The sequence below is a fragment of the Anaerocolumna sp. AGMB13025 genome (genome assembly GCF_029689925.1).
GTDB lineage: Bacteria > Bacillota > Clostridia > Lachnospirales > Lachnospiraceae > Anaerocolumna.
Window position 1 is genome coordinate 2,485,243 of record NZ_CP121445.1, and the last position, 26,229, is coordinate 2,511,471.

The following is a 26,229-nucleotide window of genomic DNA, read 5'->3' on the forward strand; positions in this document are numbered from 1 at the left end:
CTCACTTCCCGCTCATTCTATTCATGAAGTCTTCGAATTAGCTTATAAACGGTACAATTTTCAACTACCAGTGGTTTGCCATGGGCAAAAAAGATGATCCCGTCACTGGGGGCGATAATCTGTGATATAACTTCCCCTTCGATGGGGTCAACTACTTCCGCTAAAAGATCGCCGAAGGTCACCTCGTCACCGGGTTCCTTAAAGCGGCGGTAAATGCCGGATACGTCAGCACGGATGGACATTAAGAGTTCTTCCTCAAGGGTAGTGGCGATAAAGCCGTTATGGCAGTTATACTTTATAATTCCCATGCGGGTTAAAAAGCGGAGTACGGAAGATACCGCCTGTTTTGCAGATTTTTCATCAATCCGGTCGGTGGCGCTGGTGTATACGGAGAAGGCATTCGTTCCATTTAACTGCCAGTTATAATTTAGTGTGCCCGTGTCAATAGGCTGTGGCTTTCTGGTCATTACAAAAGGCAGACCAAATAGATTGGCAAGGCTCGTATTATGATAACCCGTTTCCATCATGCGTACATGGGGAATAAAATCTCCTGGTGTATGGAAACTGGCGAACTGGATTCCGTAACTATAGCCCTTAACCGCATCAAATACTCCGGCAGCTATCCTCTTGGTAGTCTCTCCATCATTTTCTCCCGGAAACATACGGTTAATGTCTGTGTTATCCATACCCCAGAAACGCCGTTCAATATTAATGGAATAGTGGTTGATGGAGGGTATGACCATAATTTCGTTATTATTCACGATAGCACCGGTCTTCTCAAGTCTTGAGAGAGCTTTAATTATCTGTGAGCAGATATAGAGCTGCTGTACTTCATTACCTCTGGTGGGGCCTACGATACAGGCAGATTTTTCTCCTTTTCCAAAGCGATAGCCCAGGATGTTCATTTCCCCGCGGAAAGAGGATTTTATTGAATATATGGTATCCTTTATCATTATAAGTCACCTCCCAGTATGCGCACAATTAAGGAACCGCTGTTAACAACGGGATATTCCCTTAATGTAAATACCATGCCGTCACAAGGAGATATGATATGCTGTTCGATGCTGCCGGTTAAGGTATTAACAATATCACCAATGACATCCCCTTTTTTAACGCCAATCCAGTGCTCTACGGCTGGCAGAAAAATTCCTGATACGTCCGCATGTACCATAGTAACTTCCCGATGTCCTTCCGAAGAGATAATAGGTGTTTTTGGGGTTATAACTTCACCGTCCCACATACCGATTTCTTTTAACAGGCAGAAGATTCCTTCGGTTATCTGATCACCAAACTGCTTGGTAATACGCATACCGGTTCCCATTTCTACTGCTACAGTAGGTACTCCATTCGTATTTAAGGCATGGGCAAGGGTAGCGTTTTGCACCGTTGCGGATGGATGTACCCATACAAAATCCAAATTAAGGAGCTTTGCGTAAGGTAACAGCATAGAAGCATTTTCTTCAATCATTCTGACCTGGGGTATCTCTCTTAAGAAAACATTACTGGAATGGAGATCAATACACAGATAGGAACCTAAAATATCTTCAACGACTTTCGCAGCTGCATTTTCCGACATATCGCCATCGGGATCTCCTGGGAAACAGCGGTTTAAATCAAGATCAAAAGCTGGGATACCTCGGGTTAAGGAATCCATTCCAAGGGGGTTTAAGCTGGGATAAATATCAATGATTCCGTGGAGGTGGTGTAAATTATCCTGAATCCTTCTCATAATTTCATAACATATATATTGACCCTCTAACTCATCTCCATGTATTCCGGTCACTATACAGACACGTTTTTCCTTGCCGGTGAGAGTTAAAGGTTCCATGCGGTTTTTTAATATATGCATATTTTCTAATACCGGAAGGTCGATAGAAAATACGGTTTTTATCATAGTTATTCATCCTTTCTGAAATTAAGTAAGGGTCATCCCAAAAACCTGAATTCACATAGAAAAACAGTGTTATGAGACGCCCTTGTTGCTATAATGATACTATATTTTGTATGGGGTGTAAATACTGTGACCGCAATTTAACCGGTATTTAAGCTTTATCCTCCGGTTCCTTTAAAGCAGCGTTTTGGGCTTCTTCGTTTTTTATTTCCCAATGGATTAAAAAGGTAAGAGTAGCCCGGAGTAAGATTATGCCGGCAACAGTTAATATCTCTTTATAGTCACGGACAATCACGGTTCTTAAGATTTCACTTCCTAATTTAAATTCAAGTCCCATAGCCATGCCCTTTGCCAGATTTAACCGGGTAAGGGGATACTTCCTGAAATAATCGATGATACCGCGTATGCCTGTAATAATTAAAACCAATACACCCATAAATTCAAAAAGTAATATAGCAACATCCACCAGATTTATCAACAAATTCTCTATATATTCCATATCAATACACCTCCGGCACTTGTGATGTTTACACGTTCTCTGCTTTTTTGAAATACGGAATATGATATCTGCAAATAACAACTTATAACATAATACCATTTTTTTAAAGAAAAAACAATTAAAATCCGGCATTTTTACGAAAATAGTTCAGTTGGTAAAAGGTTAAGAGGATTGATGGGCTCACATGTTGAAATCGTAGATTACACCTGCTAAAAACTGTACTGAATATTCATAATTTTAAATGAAAAATAAAAAAATCATTGAGATACAACAGACTTTCCGTTAAAATTAAGGTATCATTTTATAAGCATTCCTATTCAGTCAGAAGATCAGCAATATGGGCATACTATTTGACAAAATGCAGAACAGTTTTATCTTACAGCTAAAATTCATCGTATCGCATTAAAGCTTTAAGAGAAAAACAGTTGTTACAGGCTGAATGAATTACAGTCTGAATATGCCCATAGACCTTAGACGGAGAGCTTTTAGAAGCAAACTTTACAGATTAAGCGCAATATAGAGCCAATGAAGACAGCCAGGGAGCTCCGATTATTATAATTATGATGATTATAATTATGACGACGATTATTATTAATATTATTATAGCTGTCAAGTGCTTGCCTGGCATTTTGGAAAAGAGGACATATGATTATAAGTGCATCAAGAAGAACCGATATACCAGCATTTTATTCGGATTGGTTTGTAAATCGTTTACGGGAAGGATATGTATTAACCAGAAATCCCATGAATTATGGACAGGTAAGTAAGATACTCCTCACACCGGAGGTTGTGGACTGTATTGTATTATGGACGAAGGATGCGAAACATATTATGGATAAGCTAAAGGATATTGATGACTTGGGCTATACCTATTATTTTCAATTCACACTGACACCTTACGGAAAGGATATCGAGCCTTATTTACGTGATAAAGAGAAGATCATTGACACCTTCATAGAACTATCCGAACGAATCGGTAAAGCTAAATTATTGTGGCGTTATGACCCGATTATTTTAAATCAGACGTTAACTAAAGAATACCACCTGGAGCAGTTTGAATATTTGTGCAGTCGGTTAAGGGACTATACGGACATCTGTACCATCAGTTTTGTCGATATATATTCAAAATTGAGTAAAACAGTTAAAAATCAAGTGCTTCGTGAGATCACGAAAGAAGAGATGACAAAGCTGGCAGCCGGATTGGCCGATATAAGCAGGCGGTATGGGATTGAATTACGTTCCTGCTGTGAAAAAATTGATTTAGAGGAATTAGGGTTAAAGCATGGAAGATGTATTGATAAAACAGTAATTGAACGAATCTGCGGCTGTAATCTTAAAACAAAAGCAGAGACCACCCAAAGAGAAGGGTGTATGTGTATTCAAAGTATTGACATTGGTGCTTATAACACCTGTCGGCATGGTTGTCTCTATTGTTATGCCAATTACAGCTATCCTGCGGTAGAACAGAACTGCTTAAAATATAATCCCAAAGCCGATTTACTAATTGGTGAAATTACTACAGAGGATAAAGTGACGGTGAGGAAGATGCAGTCCTTTAAAGATAGAAATTACAGCTTTTTTGAAGATTTGAAATAAGAGTTATCTGGGAGCTAAGGAACAAAATTTTTATTACATGTTTTATCAGAAACAGGGAATGATAATAATGTAACCTTTGATAAAGGATCAAAAAAGGATAGGGAAATATGAATCAAAAAGAAGATAATTCAAATATTAAAATTACCACTACTACAAACAATACAATACAAGAACAGATAAAGTCAAAGGACGAAAAAGATCTGATAAAAGGTGCCTCCGCTATTGTACCCAGAGCCGGATATTATCCGCAGAATGAATGTAACCCCGATAACGGAGCTTTTTTTGAAGAGAGAAGCAACCCGTTAAGCAGTAAAGGTAATTAATACAGCATACAGCAAAAATTCAGGAAGCATAATACTGGTGTTACAACTTAAATCAAAGGCAGTGTACCCAGGCGGCGGTTGATTAATGTAACCGCTGTCTGGGCACACTGCCTTTGGAATTATAGAAATCAGGCTATTCATTTTTGAATCAACTGTTCTATAAAATACTTGGCTGCTGAGGACAGAGGAATGTTTCCGTTATAGGCAGCTACTAATTTTCTTGTCGGCAGCTCCTCCTGGACTTTTATCTTTACCAGTTTTGAATGGGCATCCTTTAAACAGAAATCAGGAATAAAAGCGATACCCAGACCTATCTTAGCCAGATCAATCAGTAAATCATTACTGCTAAGTTCGATTGCAGGAACTAAATCCAGGGAATGCTGTAAAAAGAGATTGTGGAGAAATTCGCTGGTAGTGGAATGTTTGGTCAACATCAGAATTGGAAATTCCAATAACGCTTCCAAAGTATAAGGTTCTTCTTTAAGCTTAAAAAAATCTGCATTACCGATAAATACATCCTGAAATTCTAAAATCGGCTCTATATACATACTGTTTACCAGAGCGGAATTAGGGGAGTTGGTAACGATGATATCGACTTCGTTCGCTTCTAACATTTTTGCACACTGAAAGGAAGTGCCGTTGGTTACTTTAATATGGATTTCAGGGTATTTACGGTGAAAATCCTCTAAAAAGGGTACCAGATAGTATCTGCATATGGTATCGCTGGCACCAAGGCGTAATTGGCTTTCTCCAAGGGCCGCAGCTTCTAAGAGCTGATTCTCACCCCGGCTGATTAAGTTAATAGCGGGTTCAATATGTTTATATAAGAGCTCCCCTTCTTTGGTAAGGGCAACCTTTTTCGTACTGCGGATAAATAAGGTCTGACTTAAATTGGTCTCTAAGACTTTAATAGACTGACTCACGGCGGACTGAGATATAAAAAGTGATGCAGCAGCTTCGGAAAAACTCAGAGTTTTAGCTACATAGTAGAACACTTTATATAGTTCATAATTAATATCCATGCAGAGTCTCCTTTCTTTTTTTATCTGGTCGGTACGATCTCTAACCAATAACCATCGGGATCACTTATGAAATAAATGCCCATTGCAGTATTTTCATAACAGATGCAATTCATGTCTTTATGCTTTTTATAAGCTGCGTCGTAATCATCCACAACAAAAGCCAGATGGAATTCATTATCCCCAAGGTCATAAGGATGATCCCAGTCACTAAGCCAGGTAAGTTCCAAAAGATGAGAGGTTTCGTTATCTCCCAGGAATACGATTACAAAACTACCGTCATCGGGTTCAATTTTTTTAGTAACTTTTAAACCTAAAGCATCTTCATAGAACTGAATGGATTTATCCAGATTAAGTACATTCAGATTATTATGTGCAAATTTAAATTTCATATAAACGCTGCTCCAATCTGCGTAAGTTTCCTACGCTTTCACTATAATAATACGCTGACCTATGTGTTTTTATCATACGTTAAAAATCTGTCCTTCTTCTTTTATATCCACAACCCGGTCAAAATATTCCCTTGTTCTCTCCATATTTTTTAATTTGGTAATAATGGAGTAATCTTTCCAAAAGTGCATAGGAAAAACCAGTTTTGTTCTGGCTGTTTTCATAAAATAATCAAAGCCCCACCAAAAGCGGTCTTCCTGCCTGGGATCTAAGGGGACAAAGGCGATGTCGAATTCCCTGTTTTTAATTTTAGCCATTTCCCGCTGGAAATTATTCGTCATTTCCGTGTATTCGTCTTGGGTCTCACCATCCCAGGACCACCAGTTCAAATCGCCTGCATGGTAAATTACCTTATTGCTTCCTGTAATCATATTATTAGCAGTAATAATAAACGCAACCCCTTCATCAGTAGAAGCAAGAGTTTCAACCTTTAGGGATAAAGTCTTTTCTGTTGAAGTACCAAGGTCGTTCATACTGGTGTTTTTGGAATTAACGGGCAAGGTAAGGGTTTCGTTTTTTCCAATCTGTATCATATGATGCCTGGCGGCTTCCGGGATTTGTTTGCGGTTCATATAATCTTCATCCATACGGATATCATCGGATAAGAGAAAGGTTATACGGGGATAAGTCTTTACAAGGTCAAAAATCACCGGATCAAAATGGTCCTGGTGTTTATGGCTGGCAAATACAAAAAGATGTTTTTTACTGTCAAACTGTGGTAGTGTTCCCTTAAAATAATCAAAAAGGAGTACCGTGTCTTCTGACTCAACACTAAAGCAGCTGTGATGAATATAAGTTATCTGCATAGGTATACCTCCAATCTTACTTACTTTTATTATTCTACCTCAAACACAGGAATTTGTATAGATGGATTATGGCAAACAGCACAAACAAACGGAAGAAAGAAGCAATAAGCGTTCGGCAGTATCCTGGTATGCTTGTAATATTTTTGTAGGGAAAGAACCCTCATGCCACTAAAACTTGGTGAACTGCTTAAAGCAGGAGGAAAAGAGTATAACTCACTTCGTTCAGACAGATACTCTTTTCCTCCTTGGCGCAGTTCTCCAAGTTTAAGTGGCATGAGGGTTCTTTCCAATACAAAAATATTACAAGCATACCAGGATACTGCCTTAGTCTTTGGAATTATCTTATTTCATGCGTTACCATGTAGCAAACATAGGTAAAACGGAATAATTATCAAAGAAATATGTATTAGTACTCCTTATTAAAAGGTTAACATATATTAATTTCTTTTATAAAACGTATTATGCTATAATAATGGCAGAAACTAAATTGTAACTGAGTCAGAAAGGATAACGACTATGAGCTGCGTGAAGAGAATCTATGTAGAAAAGAAAACCGCCTATGCCGTAAGAGCAATGGAATTATTCGATGAAATTAAAAGCTATCTTGGTATAAAGGACTTGGAACGTGTACGGGTTTTGATCCGTTATGATATCGAAAATGTCAGTGAAGAAACATATCAAAAGGCTTTAGGGACTGTATTTTGTGAACCACCTGTAGATCTCTTATATGAAGAAACTTTTAAAACAGAAAAAAGTGACAAGGTTTTTTCCGTTCAGTATTTACCCGGTCAGTTTGATCAAAGGGCAGATTCTGCACAGCAATGTGTTAAATTATTAAATGAAGAGGAAGAACCCATTATCCGTTCCGCTACCACATATGTGTTATCCGGTGATATCAAGGATGAGGATTTTGATAAAATAAAAGCTTACTGTATTAACCCGGTAGACTCTAAGGAGACAGAGGAAGAAAAGCCGGCAACTTTAGAGAGTATATTTGAAGAACCCGCGGAAGTAGTTGTATTTGATGGTTTTACAGCGATGACTGAAACACAATTAAAGGAACTGTATCAATCCCTTAATCTGGCTATGACCTTTAAAGATTTTCTCCATATTAAGAATTATTTTAGTACAGAGGAAAAGAGAAATCCTTCTATGACGGAAATCCGTGTTCTGGATACCTACTGGTCCGATCATTGCAGACACACCACTTTTTTAACGGAATTAAAAGACATTCAGTTTGAAGATGGTTTTTATAAAGCACCGATTCAAAAGGCATATGAAAGATATCTCTTGGATCGGGAAGCTTTATATAAAGGCAGAGAGGATAAATATGTTTCTTTAATGGATATCGCCTTAATGGCTATGAAGAAATTAAAGGCAGACGGCAAACTGGAGGATATGGAAGTTTCCGATGAAATCAATGCCTGCTCTATTGTAGTTCCGGTTGAAATTGATGGCAAAACCGAAGAATGGCTGGTATTTTTTAAAAACGAAACCCACAACCACCCTACCGAAATAGAACCTTTCGGTGGTGCTGCAACCTGTCTTGGCGGTGCGATCCGTGATCCTCTTTCTGGCAGGGGTTATGTATACCAGGCGATGCGCGTAACCGGTGCGGCAGACCCAACCGTATCCCTTAAGGATACCCTAAAGGGTAAGCTGCCCCAGAGAAAAATCGTAACCGGAGCTGCCAGTGGTTATAGTTCTTATGGTAATCAGATTGGTCTGGCCACCGGTTTGGTAGATGAAATCTATCATCCCAATTATGTAGCAAAGAGAATGGAAATCGGTGCGGTTATGGGAGCTGCTCCCAGGAAAAATGTAATCCGTGAGAATTCCGATCCCGGTGATGTTATCATACTCCTTGGCGGCAGAACCGGACGTGATGGCTGTGGTGGTGCAACCGGCTCCTCTAAAGTCCACACTACGGAATCCATTGAAACCTGCGGAGCGGAAGTACAAAAAGGAAACGCACCGACGGAAAGAAAATTACAGCGTCTATTCCGCAGGGAAGAGGTCAGCAAAGTAATTAAAAAATGTAATGATTTCGGTGCCGGCGGTGTGTCGGTAGCAATTGGAGAATTAGCAGACGGACTTCATATTTATCTTGATAAAGTTCCTAAGAAATATGCAGGACTTGACGGAACCGAACTGGCAATTTCAGAATCCCAGGAGAGAATGGCCGTTGTTGTTGATCCAAAAGATGTTAAGCAGATGCTTGCCTTTGCGGCAGAAGAGAATTTAGAAGCAGTCGTGGCAGCAGAGGTAACCAAAGAACCTAGACTTGTTATGTTCTGGAGAGACAAAGAGATTGTTAATATATCAAGAGCTTTCTTAGATACGAACGGCGCACATCAGGAAGCGGATGCCTTTATCACTCTTCCAGAGGAAGCTTCCAATTATTTTAAACAAGACCGTTATAACGGAACAGATATAAAAGAAAAATGGCTTAAGGTACTTAGTGATTTAAATGTATGTTCCAAAAAAGGTCTGGTTGAGATGTTTGACAGCTCCATTGGAGCAGCTACCGTAACGATGCCTTACGGCGGGAAATATCAGCTAACACCCATACAGACCATGACCGCTAAATTACCGGTTTTAAGAGGTAAATGCGATACTGTTACTATGATGAGCTATGGCTTTGATCCATACTTGTCAAGCTGGAGCCCTTATCACGGGGCAGTATATGCCATTATTTCCTCAGTGGCAAAGATAGTGGCAGCCGGCGGAGACTATACCAGTATCCGTTTTACGTTCCAGGAATATTTCCGACGTCTTGGAACGGATGCAAAACGCTGGGGAGAACCTTTAACTGCCCTTCTTGGAGCATTTGATGCACAAATGCAGCTGGGACTTCCCTCGATCGGTGGTAAGGATAGTATGTCCGGTACGTTTAATGATATCGATGTACCGCCGACTCTGGTTTCCTTTGCAGTTAATGTAGCAAAAGTCCAGGAGGTCATTACACCGGAACTTAAAACTCCAGGTAACCTGCTGGTTAAGTTTGACCTTGAAAAAGATTCCTATGATCTTCCGGTTTATAGTCAGCTTATGGAATTGTATGGAAAGATACAACAGCTTGGCAAAGACAAGGTACTGGTATCCACTTATGCATTAGGAGCTTTTGGTATTGCCGAAGCAGTAAGTAAGATGGCTTTTGGTAACCGATTAGGTGTAAACTTAAATAACACTGTGGATGTGCAGGAATTATTCGCACCTGCCTATGGTTCAATTATTGCCGAAGTTGCAGAAGCAGATATAGCCAAACTTGACAGCCTTAAGGCAGCATATAAAGTTATTGGTAAAGTTATAGCAGAAGATAAATTCCTTTATAATTCTGCGGAGAATTTAGCAGAATCCTTCTTGAATAACAAGAAGTCCTTATCCTTGGAGATTTCCATGAAAGAAGCTTTATCAGCATGGACAGGAACATTAGAAAAGGTATTTCCTACCAGTTCCGGAGCAGAGGAAGCACTTAAAAATAAGAAGTCAACAGGTGAAGTATATGATGCGAAAACAGTTTATGTGGCTAAGAATAAAGTAGCTGTACCGAACGTATTTATACCGGTATTTCCTGGAACTAACTGCGAATATGACAGTTTACGGGCTTTTGAACTTGCTGGTGCCAAGGTGGAAACCATCGTATTTAAAAATCTGAATGCGGATCATATCAGAGAGTCCGTAGAAGCTTTTGAAAGAGGCATTGAAAAAGCTCAGATCCTTATGTTCCCAGGCGGCTTTTCTGCCGGTGACGAACCAGACGGTTCCGGTAAATTCATAGCTACCGCTTTCCGTAATGAACAGATTAAGGAAGCAGTTAACAAGCTTCTAAAAGAAAGAGACGGACTGGCACTTGGTATCTGTAATGGGTTCCAGGCTCTGATTAAATTAGGCTTAGTGCCTTACGGGGAAATTACTCCGCAGAAAGAGGATTCACCGACGCTAATCACCAACAGCATTGGACGCCACATATCAAAATCTGTCTATACAAAGGTTGTATCCAATAAATCTCCTTGGCTTATGAAAGCAGAACTTGGCGGAGTATATGCAATACCGGCTTCCCATGGTGAGGGACGTTTTGTTGCTGATGAGGAATGGATTAAAAAATTATTTGCTAATGGTCAGGTAGCGACCCAGTATGTTGATTTAAACGGTAATCCGGCTGTAGATGAAGACTTTAATCCAAACAGTTCTTACTATTCCATTGAAGGCATTACAAGCCCGGATGGCAGGGTTCTTGGTAAGATGGCCCATTCCGAAAGAAGGGGTGATGGGGTTGCCATTAATATTTACGGCAATCAGAACCAGTATATTTTTGAATCCGGTGTAAGTTATTTCAAATAAAGATAGAAATTATCATATTACTGTTGAGGAATAAAATAAATGAAGGAAAGGATATTGGCTTATTTACAAATCTGGAACGAAGTTTGTTTTATGACTCAACAGTCTATATTAAGTACGTTTGTTATGGATTCTTACAAGATCTTGCTTTATAACAATTGAATAAAATAAACGAAAAATAAATTCTATAAAATTATCAAAAATTGTAGATAAATAAGATTGATTCCTAGTATTATTTCTGATATAGTATAATAGCAAAAATGTGGATAATTCAACAGTTTAAGCAAAGCTTGAGGGCGGATTACGACTATGATGAAATTATTATCCTTTTTATCGACATTATCATCAGTTATATATTTATATGTAGGATTTAATACGTTTAAGTTAAACAAAAAGTCAAGAGAAGGGATACTTTTCCTGCTCTTGAATGTAATATTGTCGTTTTGGGCATTTACCTATTCTTTTGCTTATGTTGCTGAAGATAAGTACACATTTTCATTCTGGAATAAAGTATCGGCAGTCGGATGGTGTTTTTTTCCATCTGTCGTACTGCTTTTAGTTCTTACCATTACGAATAACAGAATTTTGGATAAACTATTCATGAAAATAGTAATTCCACTGGCGGGATTATTATTTTTTTTCATGTGTATTTTTTTATTTGGGCCGGATATTCAAACACCGGAGCCTATAGTAAAGTTTTTTTATATCGGGAATGCCATTTATAATTACAGCTATGTATTCTTAAGCCTTGCCATTCTTTACCGTTGGGGAAAAAAATCAAGGAAAATGAATCAGAAGAAACAGGCCAGGTTTATCATTATTACCAGTATAATACCTCTGTCTGTTGACCTTATTACCCAGACTTTGATTCCGGTAATTTTTCATATTTACCTTCCGAATATTACCCAGATTTTGATTTTGATTATGCTGTGGGGAATATATTATGCAATTGTCAATTACAATTTCATGCTGGCATCCAATTCTTTGATTATGAATGAATTATTTCACGAAATACTTGATCTGACTTTTTTAATAGATTTAGAAGGCACAATCATAAGGATAAATAAACAGGTACTAAGCCTGCTTCAATATGAGCTGACAGATCTTATCAACACACAGCTGACAGATATTATTGATGACCCTGACTTAAAAAAACTCATTATAAACTATGATAAAATAGAGGATACAGTAAAATTAAATCATGTCATAATACGAACAAAGGATGGAAATCATATACCAATAAGCATATCAGTTTCACCAATCAGAGAATCCAAAAACCAGATTCTGTTAGGATTATTGATAGTCGGACAGGATTTAAGGATGATAGAAGAGTTAAAGCGTGAGATAGGCAATCATAAAAAAACGGCTGAAAAACTGACTAAAAGCCAGGAACTATTCCGCACGGTAGCAGAAACCATACCTTTTTCTATTATACTAACCAACAAAAATGACAATACCATTTTATATATTAATCAGAAAACGGAAGACTTATTTAATATTACTCATGAGGATATGTTAGGAAAAGATGCCTATCAGTTTTATAAAAATCCAACTGACAGACTTCAATTAATGATGGATCTGGCTAATGGGAAACCGGTTAAGGATAAGGAAATATTCTTTAAACGGAAAAATAAAACGGTGTTTTCCGGGCTGATTACCATGGTACCTGCGGTGTATAATGAAAGGGAAGTGTTGTTATCCTGCCTTGCAGATATAACAGAACAGAAAATCCTGCAGCAAAATATCGTAAAGTCAGAAGAAATGTTAAGAAAACTTATGGATTCCATTCCTGATCTGGTTTTAGTTTGTGATATTGAAGGCAACATTACGTATATCAATAAAAGTATTCAAAACATATTAGAGTATGATCCAAATGAGGATCTGATTCCCCATAATATGCTGTATATGCTGGATAAATCGGATCTGGATGCTGCAAAATGCAATATGAAGCGGTTATTGACGGAAGAGATCGGACCGGTGGAATATAAGTATATTAAAAAAGACGGAACCTATATCAATGCCGAGGTTAACGGAACCGTGCTGCGGGAAAAATCCTCAGAGCCTTTCGGATATGTCTTTGTGACCAGAGATATTACAGAAAGAAAGAAGGTACAGGAAGCATTAAAGAAAAGCAGGGATGAAATTGAACAAGTTAATAATGAATTAGTAAAAAGTAATTCCTTATTACAGGAGCAATCCATTCGGGATGGTCTGACTAATTTATATAATCACAGGTTTATCATGGAACTGCTGGATCAGGAAATCGGTAAATCAGTAAATGATATGACCGGGTTATCTCTGATGATGTTAGATATTGACTATTTTAAGCGGGTCAATGACAACTTCGGGCATCAGATTGGAGACAGGGTGCTTAATACAGTATCTGGTTTAATCCAAAGTAATGTAAGAAAATTTGATTATGTAGGGCGTTATGGCGGCGAAGAGTTTCTTATCCTGCTTCCCCGCACTGGTATTGATGCCGCTTATGAGATAGCGGAAAACATAAGGAAAAGTATTCAGGATTTTGACTTTACACAAGACCACCTGAATATTACAATCAGTATCGGACTTACAGAATATCATCTAGGGGATGATACAAAAGTTTTCATTAAACGGGCCGATACCCTTTTATATAAGGCAAAAGAAAAAGGCAGAAATCGTATAGAAACTTCATAATGGATAAAAGGCAGGAACCGTATAGAAGTTTCATAATGGATAAAAGGCAGGAACCGTATAGAAGTTTCATAATGGATAAAAGGCAGGAATCGTATAGAAGTCTCATAATGGATAAAAGGCAGGAACCATAGTAAAATTTCATTAAATAAAAAATGGAGATATTTTAATAATATTTCATAAAATAAATAGAAAGGTATTGGTGAGGATGATGACTATTAATCGTAGTAAAGTAGTAATTGTAGGAGCTGGCTTAGTTGGCTCGTCTACAGCCTTTAGTTTAATTACACAGGGTGTTTGCGATGAAGTTATGATAATTGATATTAATAAGAATAAAGCACGTGGAGAAGTAATGGATTTATGCCATTGTGTGGAATATTTAAACCGGAATGTAAAGGTAAGCGAAGGAGATTACAAGGATTGCGGTGATGCGGATATAGTAGTAATAACCGCCGGAGCGCCGCCAAAGCCTGGACAGACAAGGCTTGATACCCTTGAATTATCTGCCGGTATAGCTAAATCCATAGTAGAACCGGTAATGGAAAGCGGCTTTAAGGGACATTTTATCGTTGTATCCAATCCTGTTGACATGATTGCACATTATGTATACAAATTATCAGGACTTCCAAAAAACCAGGTAATCGGAACCGGAACGGCAATGGATTCTGCAAGACTTAAATATTTCATCGGTGAATTATTTAACGTAGACCCGAGAAGTGTTCAGGGTTATACCATGGGAGAACACGGCGACAGCCAGATGTGCCCCTGGTCCCATGTTACGGTGGGGGGAAAGCGAATATATGATATTTTAGAAGATAACCGGGAATTTGACAATGTGAATCTGGATGATATCGTAAAACGTATTACAAGAGTGGGGTTTGATATTCTGGAAGTAAAGGGTACTACTTGTTATGGCATTGCGACAACTGCAGCTGGGATTATTAAAGCTATTTTAAATGATGAGAATAAAATTATTCCGGTTTCCACCCTTTTGGAAGGGGAATTTGGTGAATACGGTGTATTCTGCGGGGTACCAGTAATATTGAACCGCAGCGGTGTAAAGGATGTGGTGGAAGTGCATCTGACGGAGGAAGAAATGGTTAAGTTTAAAAATTCTATTAATGTGATAAGGGATTATACTGGTAGAATTTTGGATAAATAAAAAGTACTTTTAGAGTAATGAGTGGTGCTTTAAAGGTTGCAGGTTATAGATTACATGAGGGAAGTCTTGATTAAATCAGCTGGTTAAGTGTGCGATAAGCTATCCGGTAAGGTATTGAACTGATTTAAGAAAGGCTTCTCTCCTGTTAATTCTAGGTTTTGACCTGGGAAGAATCAAGAGTATATCTAATTGATCCGAATCAGTAGGTTTTTCTCGGTGAAGATTCTATTATGTAATTAATTAGCTTATAACTATGGGAGCTGGATAGTTTTATAATCATAAATACTTGTTCAGATTCTTTTACGAAAAGCATTGGGAGTATATCCGGTATATTTCTTAAATTGATTTGAAAAGAAAAAGACATCGTTATAACCAAGGCAGGCAGCTATTTCATTAATTGAAAGTTTATCATCAGTCAGTAAGGACTTAGCAGTATTAATTCGATAATTGATTATGTATTGCAGGGGTGAGATCCCGGTTCTTTCTTTAAATATTTTTCTGAAGTTTTCATAACCCAACCCAAGTTTATTAATAATTACCCTGATATTGACACGTTCTAAAGCATATTGATTTAACAATTCTATGGCTTCATCGATTAATTCATGTTTTTCTTCCTGTTGCTTCCTATCATAAATGTGTATGGTATATAAAAAGTCCAGTGCCCTAGAAAATACATATGGCAATTCAAAGTAGGGCGTCTTTTGAAGACTGCTTAAGTAGTTTTCGCAAAGCTCCAATAATCCAATTGTAACACCGGGGTGAAGTACATATTCATTGGGATTAAACATGTTTAATAAACACAGTTCCCTGTAAATATCCTGATCAAGTGAGAGGAAGAATTCTAACCACTGTCCGTCATCATTAACCAGGGTGGAGTGCTGCCTGCCAGGTATCCGTTGAAAAAAACAGCCTTGTACCAGTTCTGTTTTGCTGCCGTCTGGAGCAATAAACTGACCTGAACCGTTGATAACTAAAACGCCGGTATAACAGTCGGAGATTACATTATTGTTCGATTCAGCAGAGGATTTTTTATGTATAAAACCACACGAAAGCATACCTTTTGCTTCATTATTACCAATTCTTCTAAATACTGTAGTTGTCTTAAAATAATTATCTGGAATATTCATAACATTTACCCATTTCACTTAATATATTAAAATTGAAATTACCAATTTACACATAATAAATACCAATAACTATATACCTTTTTGTTAAAACATGAAGTATTATAAAACCTATATTAATGTAGTTGTTATCAAATAGCAATACATAACTGCCAATAAATAATTACTAATGTAAAAATACTATTGTAAAAATACCAGATACCACAATTAATATAGGCGGTAGAATGGTGTTCTTAATCAACAATATGTAAATTTTGCATCGCTGCCAATAGTAAAGGAGTTAGCCAAATGAACAGAAAAATTGTTAATATCATTAATTTTATCAGAGGAGTTGAGCCAAGAGATCCAGAATTAAATCTTTTGGAACCGGTGGAGCATCAGATCAGATTATTAAAAGAGTATGATTTAAGCGGGACCTTTCTGCTTCAATATGATGCTATGCAAAAAGAGGAATTTACGAACCTGCTTAAGAAGGAGAGGAGTCCAAAGCTTGAAATTGGCGCCTGGTTTGAGATCGTTCAGCCATTGGCAGAAAAAGCCGGGCTCGTCTGGAGAGGAAGGGAGGGGTATTCCTGGGATTGGCATGGACAGGTTGGTTTTTCGGTCGGTTACACTCCAAAAGAAAGGGAAAAGTTAGCCGATGTATTTATGGAGGATTTTAAAACTACATTTGGAGAGTATCCTTCTTCTGTTGGTTCCTGGCTAATCGATGCGCATACCTTATCTTATCTTTCTGATTCTTATGGGATCTCTGCCTCCTGCAATTGTAAAGACCAGTGGGGGACAGACGGATATACACTGTGGGGAGGGTATTATGGACAGGCCTATTATCCGAATAGAACGAATGTATTTACCCCGGCTCATGATGTTAAAAGTGGGATTCCAGTACCTGTTTTCCGTATGTTAGGCAGTGATCCCATCTACCAATATGATGCCGGTCTGAAAAAGGTGGATGGATTCCAAACTTCCCAAGTCCAGCCTGTGATTACACTTGAACCTGTATATCCGGATGGCGGAGGCTCCCCCTGGTGGACTAGATGGTATTTTCATGAGTTTCTTAATGAACCCTGCTTATCGTTTGGATATACCCAGGTCGGTCAGGAGAATAGTTTTGGATGGCAGGCAATGAAAGATGGACTGACTTACCAGTTTAAGCACATAGCCCAAAAAGCAGACCAAGGAGAATTATCTGTTGAAACCTTAAGTGAATCCGGAAAATGGTTTAAAGCAACTTATCCGGTAACGCCTTCTTCAGCAATGATGGCTTTATCCGATTGGAAAAATGAAAATCATAAATCGATTTGGTACAACAGCAGATATTATAGAATTAATTTTTATTGGGAGGGAGAAAAATTTTGGATCAGGGATCTGTATCGGTTTCATGGGGACTACAAGGAAAGATACCTTACTAAAGTCTGCCAAAACGATGAGTTTACCTATGATAATCTGCCGGTGGTGGATGGTAACCAATGGAGTCAGGGTACGGTACGTGCCGGACTATATCCGGAAATGCTTGGAGATGGTCTCTCAGAAGACCTGCTAGGAGGTGTTCCTGTTGTCACAGAACTAGATGAGGAAAGCCTGAGGATTTCACTTGAGCTGGAGCAGGGAGGACAACTGCAGATTGACTGTTATCCAACAAAGTTAGTAGTATTATTAATTGAAAATAAGGTTGATAAGGCTGATAAGGCTGATAAGGCTGAGAAGGTTGAGAAGATTGAGAAAGTTGATGAGGCTGAAAAGATTGATGAGGCTGAAAAGATTGAGAAATCAGAGAAGGCCGAAAGAGCTGATCGAAGGCTTGCATTGAAATTTTTATGGAGTAAAGTTATTGAAATTCCTATTAAAACGGTAGAAAAAAGTAAACTTAATTATCAATACAATGGATTTGCATATAGCATAAGCACTGATGAAGGAACATTTGAAAAAACCGGAGAATCAAATGAAGTAAAGGTTTGTGCAGAGCAAAATAAGATTATTTTGAATTTTAATGATTAAACTCAGAGCTGAATTTTTATTGTTAATAAGCTAATAATGTTAATGTGAAAGCGTTGGATGAAATCCACTTATCTTATATGTGGTTAGAGATTTGCTTTGCAAAAACTACATAAAATATAGTTTATTGCATTAATATTAAGCAAGTTACCAAGCGTAAGTTAGCAGCTTTAATAACGGATGGATTTGGTGTATGAATGGTTTTTTTACTTATTGTTACGTAATCTTGCAGGAACAATCTTTTTACTTAAAAATGTTTGAGATTGCAGCCCCAGTACTTAACTGGTATTCTTTCTTCATAAACATATGGTTAACTTCTAAGGTATATGCGGAGGTTAAGATTACTTAATTTTAGTGTCTGCCGGAAGAATTAGAAGTTTCAATATGAAAGCAATTTGACTTTCAAACGGTTATTGGTGGTAGTATTGCAAGGGAATTGCAATATGAAAAGGGGGTAAATATGATACCGTTAATTAAATTACAAAGTTTTGTTTTAGACTGTAAGGAACCGAGAGAGCTTGCAAAGTTCTATATGTCACTCGTAAGCGGTGAAATTGTATATGAAATTGAATCTTTTGTTTCTGTTTCAGTTCCGGGAGAAACGAGCTGTATTTCTTGCCAATTTGATGAAGATTATATACCGCCTGTATGGCCGAACTCAAGGTCAGAGCAAATGAAAATGGCGCATCTTGATTTTGCAGTTCAGGATATTGAGGCAGCCGTTCAATACGCGTTGTCCTTAGGAGCTTTAAGACCGGAGACTCAATACTGGCAGGCTGATTGGGGACCTCAGTGGATTACGCTGCTTGACCCCGCAGGTCACCCATTTTGCCTGTGTGTCCATGAATAAAATTATCGAAGGCTATTAGTTTGTTTTTTCAAGCTTTAATAATCAGCTCCCGGTACTCTTATAATGTTTTACTCCATACCTCCATACAAAAGTGGATAACAGAAAGAAGACAAGTCCGGCAGGCAGGGCTGCAAAGCCTTTCCAGTAGCTGTCACCCCAGCTGCATATTGCAGAGGCGGGGTAATAACTGATAATTAGTATTGGCATAAAGAAGGTAAACATATATTTTAAGACTTTTGGCATATAGTCCATTGGGCATCTGGTGACCTGGTAGCTGGCATTGGTAAAGATATAGATCCAATCCAGACCTTGTACGGTAAAAAAGGCCAGACCGGAGGTAAATAAAAAGACACCGGTATATGCTAAAAATCCACCAAGCAGAGCGCCTGCAAGGATGAGACCGTCAGCCAGGTTTAACTGTACTTTTAAAGCAAAAAGGCAGTAGGCGATTGCACAGGCGCCGCCAAATACTCTGGCTATGCGGTGAATGTGAAAGTAACTTCCAGCCACCTGGATTATAAGAGAAGAGGGGCGTAATAGTAACCGGTCAAAATCACCGGAACGAATCATTTTCCAGGGAAAGTAATCAAAACCCCGGCAGAAAGTCTCTGCAAGTCCAAAGCTGGTTACAGCAATGGCATAGATTAAGAGAATCCGGTAGACAGACCATTCTCCGATATTACCGAATCTGGAAAACATAAATATCAGACCGATAGGGTCCGTGATTACGACAAATAAAACCTGTAAGATCATGATTGGCCAGCCTTTATATTGTAAACCGGTCAGTAAATTCATCCGTATTAATTTACAATACAGTGATAGTGATTTTATCATTTTAACCTCTATTCTTGCGCACGCCCTTTGCGCATACCAAGTTTGTGGTGCGCAAGCACAAACTTGTGGTTGAAGAATTTATTTTTCAATCTAACTCCCATAGCATGCCACATCTGCCTGCAGATGCGGCACTGCCTCCAATCAGGGTGTGAAATTGTTCTTTATTTCACACTAACCTCCCTGTACTATTATTTTTCTTAAACGTATTGACATCAGTATTTTTCCTGTCATTATAAAAATCAGGGACCAGAAGAGCTGCATAGAGACTGCCCAGACAATCTTTTGCGGAGGCAGTACTCCTAAATATAAGCGGAGAGGGAGATCCAGATAACCGGCAAATGGCTGTAGGAGTAAGAACTTTTGCATAAATTCCGGCCATAATTGAAGTGGAAGGTAACCGCCAGAGAGTACGCCGCCGAGGAGCATTATCATATAGGTAGGACCGTCGCCCCAGGTAATACCTAGCCTTATGGTGGTGACCAGCATTCCGAAGGAAGTGCATAATATAATTGCACCAAGAATGGATAGCAGTGTTCCTATAAAACCTGTAAGGGAAGCCGGAAATGACAGCCGGTAGGAGGGCGGCATAATAAGACCTGTCAGTAATATAATACCACCTCTGCAAAATAGAGGAGCTAGTTTTCCTGCTGCGACTTTTGCAAACCAGTGGGTATATAAATCAATGGGTCTGCACAATTCGATTCCGATATCGCCGCTTGTTATTTTACCTAGTATCTCGCCATCAATGCTCATAGGCTGCAAAATAAAGAAAATCTGAGTCAGCCAGGAATAAGAGATAATCTGCCTTAAATCAAGACCTGCAACCAGTGAAGCAGATTTATTATCTGCATACCGATAGAAAATAGTATAAACAGTAATTTCAATTAAGGACCAGAAAATACTGGTGGAGGCTCCGGCAAGACCTGCTATACGGTATTGGAACCCCTCTGCTGTTTTTATGGCAAAAAGGGAAAGACAGGCTTTTAAGGTATAGAAGAGTTTCTTTATTCGTTTCTTCTCCTTTATTTTATTTATCATAAGCACATTTCCTCATACATGGAAGCGATGATTTCATCAATATCCTTTTCTTTTAGTGTTATTTCTTTTAAGGGTAACTGCTTTGACAGACGTTCAATCATCCTGTGGGTAGGAATTTTTTGCGGATCAAATAAAACAGTCCAATCTTTACCGTGAACCTGTACCTTTTCACTGCCTTCTATTGGAAACATCTCCGTATGTTCTGTTAACGTGGCATGGATTTTGTGGTAAGGTGCATATCGGTTCTTAAGGGAATCCAAATTTCCGTCATAAAGAAGTTCACCCCTCCCAATTACCATGACTCTGCTGCATAAGGATTCTATATCGTCCATATCGTGGGTTGTTAGTATCATAGTAACACCATTGTCCCTGTTCTCTTTTTTCAGGAATTCCCTCAAGGCTAACTTAGATACTGCATCCAGTCCGATCGTAGGTTCATCCAGAAATAGAATTTTCGGTTTATGTAAGAGAGAAGCGGCAATTTCACAACGCATACGCTGACCCAAGGATAACTGTCTTACGGGGACATTTATAAATTCATTAATTTTGAGGGTTTCTGCAAGTTCTGTTAAACGCTTTTTGTAATCATATGAATTTATGTGATAGATATCTTTTAGTAAGGAAAAGGTATCCTGTACCGGGAGATCCCACCAGAGCTGACTTCGCTGCCCAAAAACTACCCCAATACCGGATACGTGATCTACCCGGTTTTGCCAGGGACATTTATTCATTATTGTGCAGCTACCTCCGTCAGGGGTAAGGATACCACTCATGATTTTTACCGTTGTTGATTTTCCAGCTCCATTTGGTCCTATGTACCCTATTAATTCCCCTGTCTCGATAGAAAAGCTAATGTCATTCAGGGCTTTAACTAGTTTGGTCTCTCTCATTAAAATACCTTTCAGCAAACCCAGATGCCCTTTCGGACGCTGTGAAACTTTGAATGATTTACATATACCATTTAAGTATATCTGTGACATCGCAACTACCTCCTTAAATTTGTTGTGAAAGCTTTCTTATTTTAGACGTCCTGGTATGAATTGTCAAAATGCCAAATGATACTTCAATTACTTAGGCATTTCCTCTATTATATTTAGCTGACTTTATCTCATTATTTCTAATTTTTTCTTGACGGTTTGCCATTTGCGTGGTATGATATGTATACAATTTGAACAACAGGTAACAGGGCTTTTCTACACTGTTGTCAAAATACTGATTTGTACAAGAGTTCTTAATTATTTAATAAGTAGTTAGTTTATGTAAGCAGTGGTGTAATCCATTGCCTTTTTTTATTCCGAAAAATATCTATGATCTTTTTATGAGGTAAAAGAGAGAAGAAGATACCAAAAGACGTTTCCTTTAGTAGATTGATATTTGGATAAGTTCCAGTAAGCGGATTTACCAGCAGATAACAGCGATACATTCCTGTGATGGCTGTAGGTGCTGTGAGACTTTAAATCTCAAAAAGAGTCACTGTACCTTGTCATGTTCAGAGAATATATAAAGGGTTGGAAAAATCAAACTGATTCGTATAAGGAAAGAGTAGAGATATAGTGTAAAGACAGGAGTAGAGGTATAGCGTAAAAGACAGGTAAAAAATAGGAGTAAAAAACAAAGTAAAACCTGTTGTAAATTAACTGAGTTAAAGTCGGATAAAAAACGGGTTGGAATTAATTATAATTCCAACCCAGTTCTTAGTGGATAGATGATTAAACTATAAAAATAAAGGAAAAGATGTTATTTAGCAATTGAAAATACATTTTAATACTAGGTTTTTACAAATTCAAACGATTAATAATTAGTTTAAACTGAAAAGTGACCTAGAATATCCCGTATTAGTTATCAATTTTATCCGGATATAATGGATGTTTTCTGGATGAGTATTGATTTTTTGCAGTATTTTTATAACTGGTAGTTTTGGCTTTTAGTAATGCGGCTTTCTTAGCACTGTGCCTTGCTTCTTTCTTCAATTTTATATAGGATTTCCAACGTTCTGTGGTCAGAGTACCATCATTTAAAGCTGCCTTAACGGCACAGCCTGGTTCCTTCATATGACTACAATCATGAAACCGGCATTTAGCAGCAAGTTCTTCAATATCGGAAAAAGTTTCCCCTAAACCTTCCTCCACTGCCCAGATACCAAGCTCCCTCATGCCAGGGGTATCTATGATTAAGACCCCATTGTCCATCTTAAATAATTGGCGGTATGTGGTAGTATGATGACCTTTACTGTCATCTTCACGAATCTCATTTACTTTCATTAAATCTTCACCGGCCAGCGCATTAACCAAGGAGGATTTGCCAATACCCGAGGAGCCTAAAAATACCAGAGTGGAATTAGGCTTTAGATATTTCGCCAAAGAATCCATGCCAAATCCGGTTACCGCACTGATTACATGGATATCCATACCCGAAGCAATCGCCCTGATCTCATCAGCTTTCTCGTCGTAATCCTCACATAAATCTGCTTTGGTTAAAACAATAACCGGCATGCCGCCGCTTTGCCAGGCAGTAGCAAGATAACGTTCAATTCTGCGGACATTGAAGTCATAGTTTAGAGAAGCCATAATAAATACATAATCAAAATTAGCTGCCACAATCTGCTCACTGGCACCGGAAACATTATTGCGAAGAGTGGGGTTTAACCGGGAGAATGAAGTGCGGCGGTCTAGAACCCGGTAAATAACTTCATCGCCCATAGGGTTGGGTTTAATCAGCACAAAATCTCCTACCGCCGGATAAGTCTGATATTTGGAATCCTGATAGAAGATGGAACCTTTTAATTTTCCATTATTTTCACCATGTTCTGAAATTAGTTGATAAGTTTCTTTCTGTACGGATATAACCCGCGCAGGTATTAAGCCCATTGCTTTATCTTCTTCTGTAATTTGTCTGTCAAAAATATCGTTATAGCCGTAATGGTTTAAATTTATCATTGAATCTGCCTCCAAAAAGTTGTAATAGGTTTATTAAAATATTAATAACATAATCAGCTTTGCTTTTATTGTTATGCGAAAGAACAGTGTTAGTCACAGACTGTCCCTCCTTATGAATTGTTACAATTAAGTTGTGTTTAGATAAAGTTTTCATAGTTTCACCCATTGAGTACCTCAGGTTTTCCAGAGATACTGCCACATAATAGAATGTGAAAGAATAAACCGTGGCACCTTTCTTTTATAATTTTCCTTCACAAAAAACGTCAGGTAGCTTAATAAGGTGGCTGCCTGTAACCATAAAAATGAGCACAAAAAAAACACGCCCATTCGCGTGCTGCAATATTACAATATAGATGAATACATAATAAGTAATGTATCCATTATTTCAGTAATCAAATAATCCACGAAAGGTTGAAAGCGCAGAGCAAACAAAATAAAGGGTAATAAACCCTATACATAAAACTTATTTTGTTATAAAGAAGTATTCCTGTAGAAGTTATACCTTCTAAAAAATATCTTCCTGTTATGCTCCGCTCATATTAAGTTTAAATATAAACCACCATATAAGCTAAAGTCATATTAAACACATCTCCTTTCGGGAAATTGATGTAATACAATTTCCGTTACCTTGGTAATAGAATACTAAGATAATCTGTATTATGAATAATTGTAAATTCTTTTCAAGGGATTGTCAAGTAATTATTAATTATTTTTGACAGCACATTAGTGGTTCGTGGTCCTTGCAGGTGTCTTATTAATAATTACTGGTATTGGTATGTATGAAGAGAGGCTTCGAGTGTGCATATTACTACTCTAAAATATTATTATTATTATTATTATTATTATTATTATTATTATTATTATTTGTGAAATACTACATTGACACACATAGTAATATTTGATATGATATAGTCCGGAGGTGATCAAATGGGAGATTTAATCAGCAGTGATTTGATACGCGGACATATTGATACCATAATATTACGGGTACTTATAGATGGAGATAATTACGGATATGAAATTATCAAAGCTATATTTAAGAGCAGTGACGGAGAGTACGAATTGAAAGAACCCTCCCTTTATACCAGTTTAAAACGTCTGGAAAAGTTAAGCTATATACAAAGCTATTGGGGGGATGAGACCCAGGGTGGCAGGCGGAAGTATTATAAAATAACCGTAACCGGTAAAGCTGCCTATGATAATGCTGTAACTGCTTGGAATGCGGCGGTTAAAACTATTAATAAATTAATCCAAAGGAGGTCAGAACATGAATGATCTAATTAAATATGTTGACAGTTTATTTATTAATTATAGAAAAGATAAAAATACTCAGGATTTTAAAGAAGAAATCCTAAGTAACCTGGAAGCAAAATGGTCTGATTATATAAGTCAGGGTATGGATGAAGCAGAAGCTTTAAAGCGGGTAAAGGGAAGTATAACCAGTATTGATGGTTTAGTGGAAGATAGTAAACTTATCTTTTCGGATCGTTTTAAATTAGAGAGACTTCAGGTAACTTTAATGGGTCTGATGATTGGATGGATATTAACCATACCGTTGATGATTTTTCAAAGATTTAATGTATTAAATATATCCCTGTTCCTTATGGTAATCATTTACGGAATTTATTATATAAGTCAGACAAAGCAAAATCAGGATAGTGATCGAATCAGCATTGTCTATATTGAGGGTTATTACAGATATAGAAAGGCAGCCTGGCTTATATGGGGCTTATTTTTTGCAGTGAGCTGTATATTGATAACTGGCATACATTTTGCCAGTAATATCTGGTTTTTGAGACCGGTACACATTGATGGACCCTATCAGTTTGCAATGCTTGCGATACAATATTATATACCTTTTATAACTATTTTGATTCCAGTGACTATGACCCGGATATGCAGCATATTACGGAAGAATGAAGCGGGGGAAACAGTATGAGAAATAGGAACAGAATTATAATTTTTTTATTTACGATAGGCGTAATTTTATGCGTTATTGTGCAAGGAATCATTATTCCGGATAATGCAAAGAGACAGAAGGAATACAACATAGCTCAACTGGATGCCACAACCCATGATTTAGACCGTATTTTGGAATATAAAAGCCCGTATATGGGAGATGCTTCCAACGACATAAATTTGTTTTACAATCTGCCTCTTGCTGTAAGGAATATGACCTTTCAGGTTATTTCAAACGAATTAACGTTTGAAGTTAACTATCAGGATGAACTAATTAAGGCAGGTGAATTGAGTAAAGATACAAGCAAGATAATAATCCATAAGACATCGAATAAAACAACAAATAAAACAACAAATAAAACAACAAATAAGACAACGAATGAAACAACAAATAAGACAACGAATAAGACAACAAATGAAACACCAGATAAAGCACCAGAGGAAGGTGATGATACGCCAAATTACCGAAGAGAAGTATATAAAGATTTAATCTATAATTCAACGGCGGCTTTTGCCCTGATTGATAATCTGGAAAATATAAATTACAATTTTTCCGATGTATCCTACAGTGTTACCAGAGAAGGGATAGAAAAATTGTATAACCTGCCGTTGTCAGATTTATTGACTGTAAAAGAGTGGGAAGCAAAGGTACAGAATCCACTGAAAAATTCAGATTATATTGAAACAAGCATAAACAATGCTTTTATTGTCAGATAAAGTGAAACCTTCAAAG

At 37.8% G+C, this 26,229-nt stretch carries 21 protein-coding genes; 10 read left to right on the top strand and 11 right to left on the bottom strand.

What is annotated here, in order from left to right; translation table 11 throughout:
* Positions 1 to 17: 17 nt before the first annotated feature.
* The 3 genes from QA584_RS10065 to QA584_RS10075 form a co-directional block, all read right to left on the bottom strand.
* The gene (locus tag QA584_RS10065) at positions 18 to 953 is read right to left on the bottom strand and encodes a M14 family metallopeptidase (protein WP_278274386.1); all 936 of its coding nucleotides are present in this window, start codon (positions 951 to 953) and stop codon (positions 18 to 20) included.
* Positions 953 to 1,894, bottom strand: coding sequence for a M14 family metallopeptidase (locus QA584_RS10070; RefSeq protein WP_278274387.1), 942 nt, complete (start codon positions 1,892 to 1,894; stop codon positions 953 to 955). Before QA584_RS10070 ends, QA584_RS10065 begins: the two co-directional genes overlap by 1 nt.
* Positions 1,895 to 2,042: 148 nt before the next feature.
* On the bottom strand, positions 2,043 to 2,390 hold the full coding sequence (locus tag QA584_RS10075) for a DUF1622 domain-containing protein (protein ID WP_278274388.1): 348 nt from the start codon (positions 2,388 to 2,390) through the stop codon (positions 2,043 to 2,045).
* A gap of 645 nt (positions 2,391 to 3,035) precedes the next feature.
* Between QA584_RS10075 and QA584_RS10080 the strand changes: the two genes are divergently transcribed.
* Together QA584_RS10080 and QA584_RS10085 are read left to right on the top strand one after the other, a co-directional pair.
* A complete protein-coding gene (locus tag QA584_RS10080; protein ID WP_278274389.1) occupies positions 3,036 to 3,986 on the top strand; it encodes a DUF1848 domain-containing protein in 951 nt (316 codons plus the stop codon).
* A gap of 107 nt (positions 3,987 to 4,093) precedes the next feature.
* The gene (locus tag QA584_RS10085) at positions 4,094 to 4,309 is read left to right on the top strand and encodes a hypothetical protein (protein WP_278274390.1); all 216 of its coding nucleotides are present in this window, start codon (positions 4,094 to 4,096) and stop codon (positions 4,307 to 4,309) included.
* Positions 4,310 to 4,446: 137 nt separating this feature from the next.
* On the opposite strand, the gene QA584_RS10090 is transcribed toward QA584_RS10085, so the two are convergent.
* The 3 genes from QA584_RS10090 to QA584_RS10100 form a co-directional block, all read right to left on the bottom strand.
* Positions 4,447 to 5,331 carry a LysR family transcriptional regulator gene (locus QA584_RS10090; RefSeq protein WP_278274391.1) on the bottom strand — a complete coding sequence of 295 codons (885 nt, stop codon included), beginning with the start codon at positions 5,329 to 5,331 and terminating at the stop codon, positions 4,447 to 4,449.
* 20 nt (positions 5,332 to 5,351) lie between these two features.
* Entirely contained in the window at positions 5,352 to 5,720 is a 369-nt protein-coding gene (locus tag QA584_RS10095) for a VOC family protein (RefSeq protein ID WP_278274392.1), read from the bottom strand.
* Between the two features lie 72 nt (positions 5,721 to 5,792).
* Positions 5,793 to 6,584 carry an MBL fold metallo-hydrolase gene (locus tag QA584_RS10100; RefSeq protein WP_278274393.1) on the bottom strand — a complete coding sequence of 264 codons (792 nt, stop codon included), beginning with the start codon at positions 6,582 to 6,584 and terminating at the stop codon, positions 5,793 to 5,795.
* Between the two features lie 516 nt (positions 6,585 to 7,100).
* Between QA584_RS10100 and QA584_RS10105 the strand changes: the two genes are divergently transcribed.
* The 3 genes from QA584_RS10105 to QA584_RS10115 all read left to right on the top strand — a co-directional run bounded on the left by QA584_RS10105 (position 7,101) and on the right by QA584_RS10115 (position 14,760).
* The gene (locus QA584_RS10105) at positions 7,101 to 10,928 is read left to right on the top strand and encodes a phosphoribosylformylglycinamidine synthase (protein ID WP_278274394.1); all 3,828 of its coding nucleotides are present in this window, start codon (positions 7,101 to 7,103) and stop codon (positions 10,926 to 10,928) included.
* Positions 10,929 to 11,234: 306 nt separating this feature from the next.
* Positions 11,235 to 13,601: a diguanylate cyclase gene (locus QA584_RS10110; protein ID WP_278274395.1), complete on the top strand. Its 2,367-nt coding sequence runs from the start codon at positions 11,235 to 11,237 to the stop codon at positions 13,599 to 13,601.
* Between the two features lie 205 nt (positions 13,602 to 13,806).
* Positions 13,807 to 14,760: an L-lactate dehydrogenase gene (locus QA584_RS10115; RefSeq protein ID WP_331487884.1), complete on the top strand. Its 954-nt coding sequence runs from the start codon at positions 13,807 to 13,809 to the stop codon at positions 14,758 to 14,760.
* Positions 14,761 to 15,050: 290 nt separating this feature from the next.
* On the opposite strand, the gene QA584_RS10120 is transcribed toward QA584_RS10115, so the two are convergent.
* Positions 15,051 to 15,887 (bottom strand): helix-turn-helix domain-containing protein, encoded by an 837-nt coding sequence (locus QA584_RS10120; protein ID WP_278274396.1) that lies wholly within the window; start codon positions 15,885 to 15,887, stop codon positions 15,051 to 15,053.
* Positions 15,888 to 16,172: 285 nt separating this feature from the next.
* Here QA584_RS10120 and QA584_RS10125 point away from each other — a divergent pair, with 285 nt between their 5' ends.
* Both QA584_RS10125 and QA584_RS10130 read left to right on the top strand, forming a co-directional pair.
* A complete protein-coding gene (locus QA584_RS10125; protein ID WP_278274397.1) occupies positions 16,173 to 17,882 on the top strand; it encodes a hypothetical protein in 1,710 nt (569 codons plus the stop codon).
* Positions 17,883 to 18,339: 457 nt separating this feature from the next.
* On the top strand, positions 18,340 to 18,729 hold the full coding sequence (locus QA584_RS10130) for a VOC family protein (RefSeq protein WP_278274398.1): 390 nt from the start codon (positions 18,340 to 18,342) through the stop codon (positions 18,727 to 18,729).
* A gap of 42 nt (positions 18,730 to 18,771) precedes the next feature.
* Here QA584_RS10130 and QA584_RS10135 read toward each other — a convergent pair whose 3' ends face one another.
* The 4 genes from QA584_RS10135 to rsgA all read right to left on the bottom strand — a co-directional run bounded on the left by QA584_RS10135 (position 18,772) and on the right by rsgA (position 23,537).
* Complete coding sequence (locus tag QA584_RS10135) at positions 18,772 to 19,563, bottom strand: ABC transporter permease (protein WP_278274399.1); 792 nt, start codon at positions 19,561 to 19,563, stop codon at positions 18,772 to 18,774.
* Between the two features lie 171 nt (positions 19,564 to 19,734).
* Positions 19,735 to 20,601: an ABC transporter permease gene (locus QA584_RS10140; protein WP_278274400.1), complete on the bottom strand. Its 867-nt coding sequence runs from the start codon at positions 20,599 to 20,601 to the stop codon at positions 19,735 to 19,737.
* The gene (locus QA584_RS10145) at positions 20,598 to 21,581 is read right to left on the bottom strand and encodes an ABC transporter ATP-binding protein (RefSeq protein ID WP_278274401.1); all 984 of its coding nucleotides are present in this window, start codon (positions 21,579 to 21,581) and stop codon (positions 20,598 to 20,600) included. Before QA584_RS10145 ends, QA584_RS10140 begins: the two co-directional genes overlap by 4 nt.
* A gap of 855 nt (positions 21,582 to 22,436) precedes the next feature.
* Entirely contained in the window at positions 22,437 to 23,537 is a 1,101-nt protein-coding gene (rsgA, locus tag QA584_RS10150) for a ribosome small subunit-dependent GTPase A (protein WP_278274402.1), read from the bottom strand.
* 927 nt (positions 23,538 to 24,464) lie between these two features.
* Here rsgA and QA584_RS10155 point away from each other — a divergent pair.
* From QA584_RS10155 to QA584_RS10165, 3 genes are read left to right on the top strand one after another with little or no spacing between them, the layout of a single operon-like run.
* Complete coding sequence (locus QA584_RS10155) at positions 24,465 to 24,812, top strand: PadR family transcriptional regulator (protein WP_278274403.1); 348 nt, start codon at positions 24,465 to 24,467, stop codon at positions 24,810 to 24,812.
* Complete coding sequence (locus QA584_RS10160) at positions 24,805 to 25,476, top strand: permease prefix domain 1-containing protein (protein WP_278274404.1); 672 nt, start codon at positions 24,805 to 24,807, stop codon at positions 25,474 to 25,476. The genes QA584_RS10155 and QA584_RS10160 overlap by 8 nt, the downstream gene beginning before the upstream one ends.
* Positions 25,473 to 26,213, top strand: a complete 741-nt coding sequence (locus QA584_RS10165; RefSeq protein WP_278274405.1) for a DUF4825 domain-containing protein — start codon at positions 25,473 to 25,475, stop codon at positions 26,211 to 26,213. The genes QA584_RS10160 and QA584_RS10165 overlap by 4 nt, the downstream gene beginning before the upstream one ends.
* The last annotated feature ends 16 nt before the right edge of the window (positions 26,214 to 26,229 follow it).

Excerpts from the sequence above, each read along its gene's own strand:
- QA584_RS10065 (WP_278274386.1), bottom strand. The coding sequence starts at position 953 with ATGATAAAGGATACCATATATTCAATAAAATCCTCTTTCCGCGGGGAA.
- QA584_RS10070 (WP_278274387.1), bottom strand. The coding sequence starts at position 1,894 with ATGATAAAAACCGTATTTTCTATCGACCTTCCGGTATTAGAAAATATG.
- QA584_RS10075 (WP_278274388.1), bottom strand. The coding sequence starts at position 2,390 with ATGGAATATATAGAGAATTTGTTGATAAATCTGGTGGATGTTGCTATA.
- QA584_RS10080 (WP_278274389.1), top strand. The coding sequence starts at position 3,036 with ATGATTATAAGTGCATCAAGAAGAACCGATATACCAGCATTTTATTCG.
- QA584_RS10085 (WP_278274390.1), top strand. The coding sequence starts at position 4,094 with ATGAATCAAAAAGAAGATAATTCAAATATTAAAATTACCACTACTACA.
- QA584_RS10090 (WP_278274391.1), bottom strand. The coding sequence starts at position 5,331 with ATGGATATTAATTATGAACTATATAAAGTGTTCTACTATGTAGCTAAA.
- QA584_RS10095 (WP_278274392.1), bottom strand. The coding sequence starts at position 5,720 with ATGAAATTTAAATTTGCACATAATAATCTGAATGTACTTAATCTGGAT.
- QA584_RS10100 (WP_278274393.1), bottom strand. The coding sequence starts at position 6,584 with ATGCAGATAACTTATATTCATCACAGCTGCTTTAGTGTTGAGTCAGAA.
- QA584_RS10105 (WP_278274394.1), top strand. The coding sequence starts at position 7,101 with ATGAGCTGCGTGAAGAGAATCTATGTAGAAAAGAAAACCGCCTATGCC.
- QA584_RS10110 (WP_278274395.1), top strand. The coding sequence starts at position 11,235 with ATGATGAAATTATTATCCTTTTTATCGACATTATCATCAGTTATATAT.
- QA584_RS10115 (WP_331487884.1), top strand. The coding sequence starts at position 13,807 with ATGATGACTATTAATCGTAGTAAAGTAGTAATTGTAGGAGCTGGCTTA.
- QA584_RS10120 (WP_278274396.1), bottom strand. The coding sequence starts at position 15,887 with ATGAATATTCCAGATAATTATTTTAAGACAACTACAGTATTTAGAAGA.
- QA584_RS10125 (WP_278274397.1), top strand. The coding sequence starts at position 16,173 with ATGAACAGAAAAATTGTTAATATCATTAATTTTATCAGAGGAGTTGAG.
- QA584_RS10130 (WP_278274398.1), top strand. The coding sequence starts at position 18,340 with ATGATACCGTTAATTAAATTACAAAGTTTTGTTTTAGACTGTAAGGAA.
- QA584_RS10135 (WP_278274399.1), bottom strand. The coding sequence starts at position 19,563 with ATGATAAAATCACTATCACTGTATTGTAAATTAATACGGATGAATTTA.
- QA584_RS10140 (WP_278274400.1), bottom strand. The coding sequence starts at position 20,601 with ATGATAAATAAAATAAAGGAGAAGAAACGAATAAAGAAACTCTTCTAT.
- QA584_RS10145 (WP_278274401.1), bottom strand. The coding sequence starts at position 21,581 with ATGTCACAGATATACTTAAATGGTATATGTAAATCATTCAAAGTTTCA.
- rsgA (WP_278274402.1), bottom strand. The coding sequence starts at position 23,537 with ATGATAAATTTAAACCATTACGGCTATAACGATATTTTTGACAGACAA.
- QA584_RS10155 (WP_278274403.1), top strand. The coding sequence starts at position 24,465 with ATGGGAGATTTAATCAGCAGTGATTTGATACGCGGACATATTGATACC.
- QA584_RS10160 (WP_278274404.1), top strand. The coding sequence starts at position 24,805 with ATGAATGATCTAATTAAATATGTTGACAGTTTATTTATTAATTATAGA.
- QA584_RS10165 (WP_278274405.1), top strand. The coding sequence starts at position 25,473 with ATGAGAAATAGGAACAGAATTATAATTTTTTTATTTACGATAGGCGTA.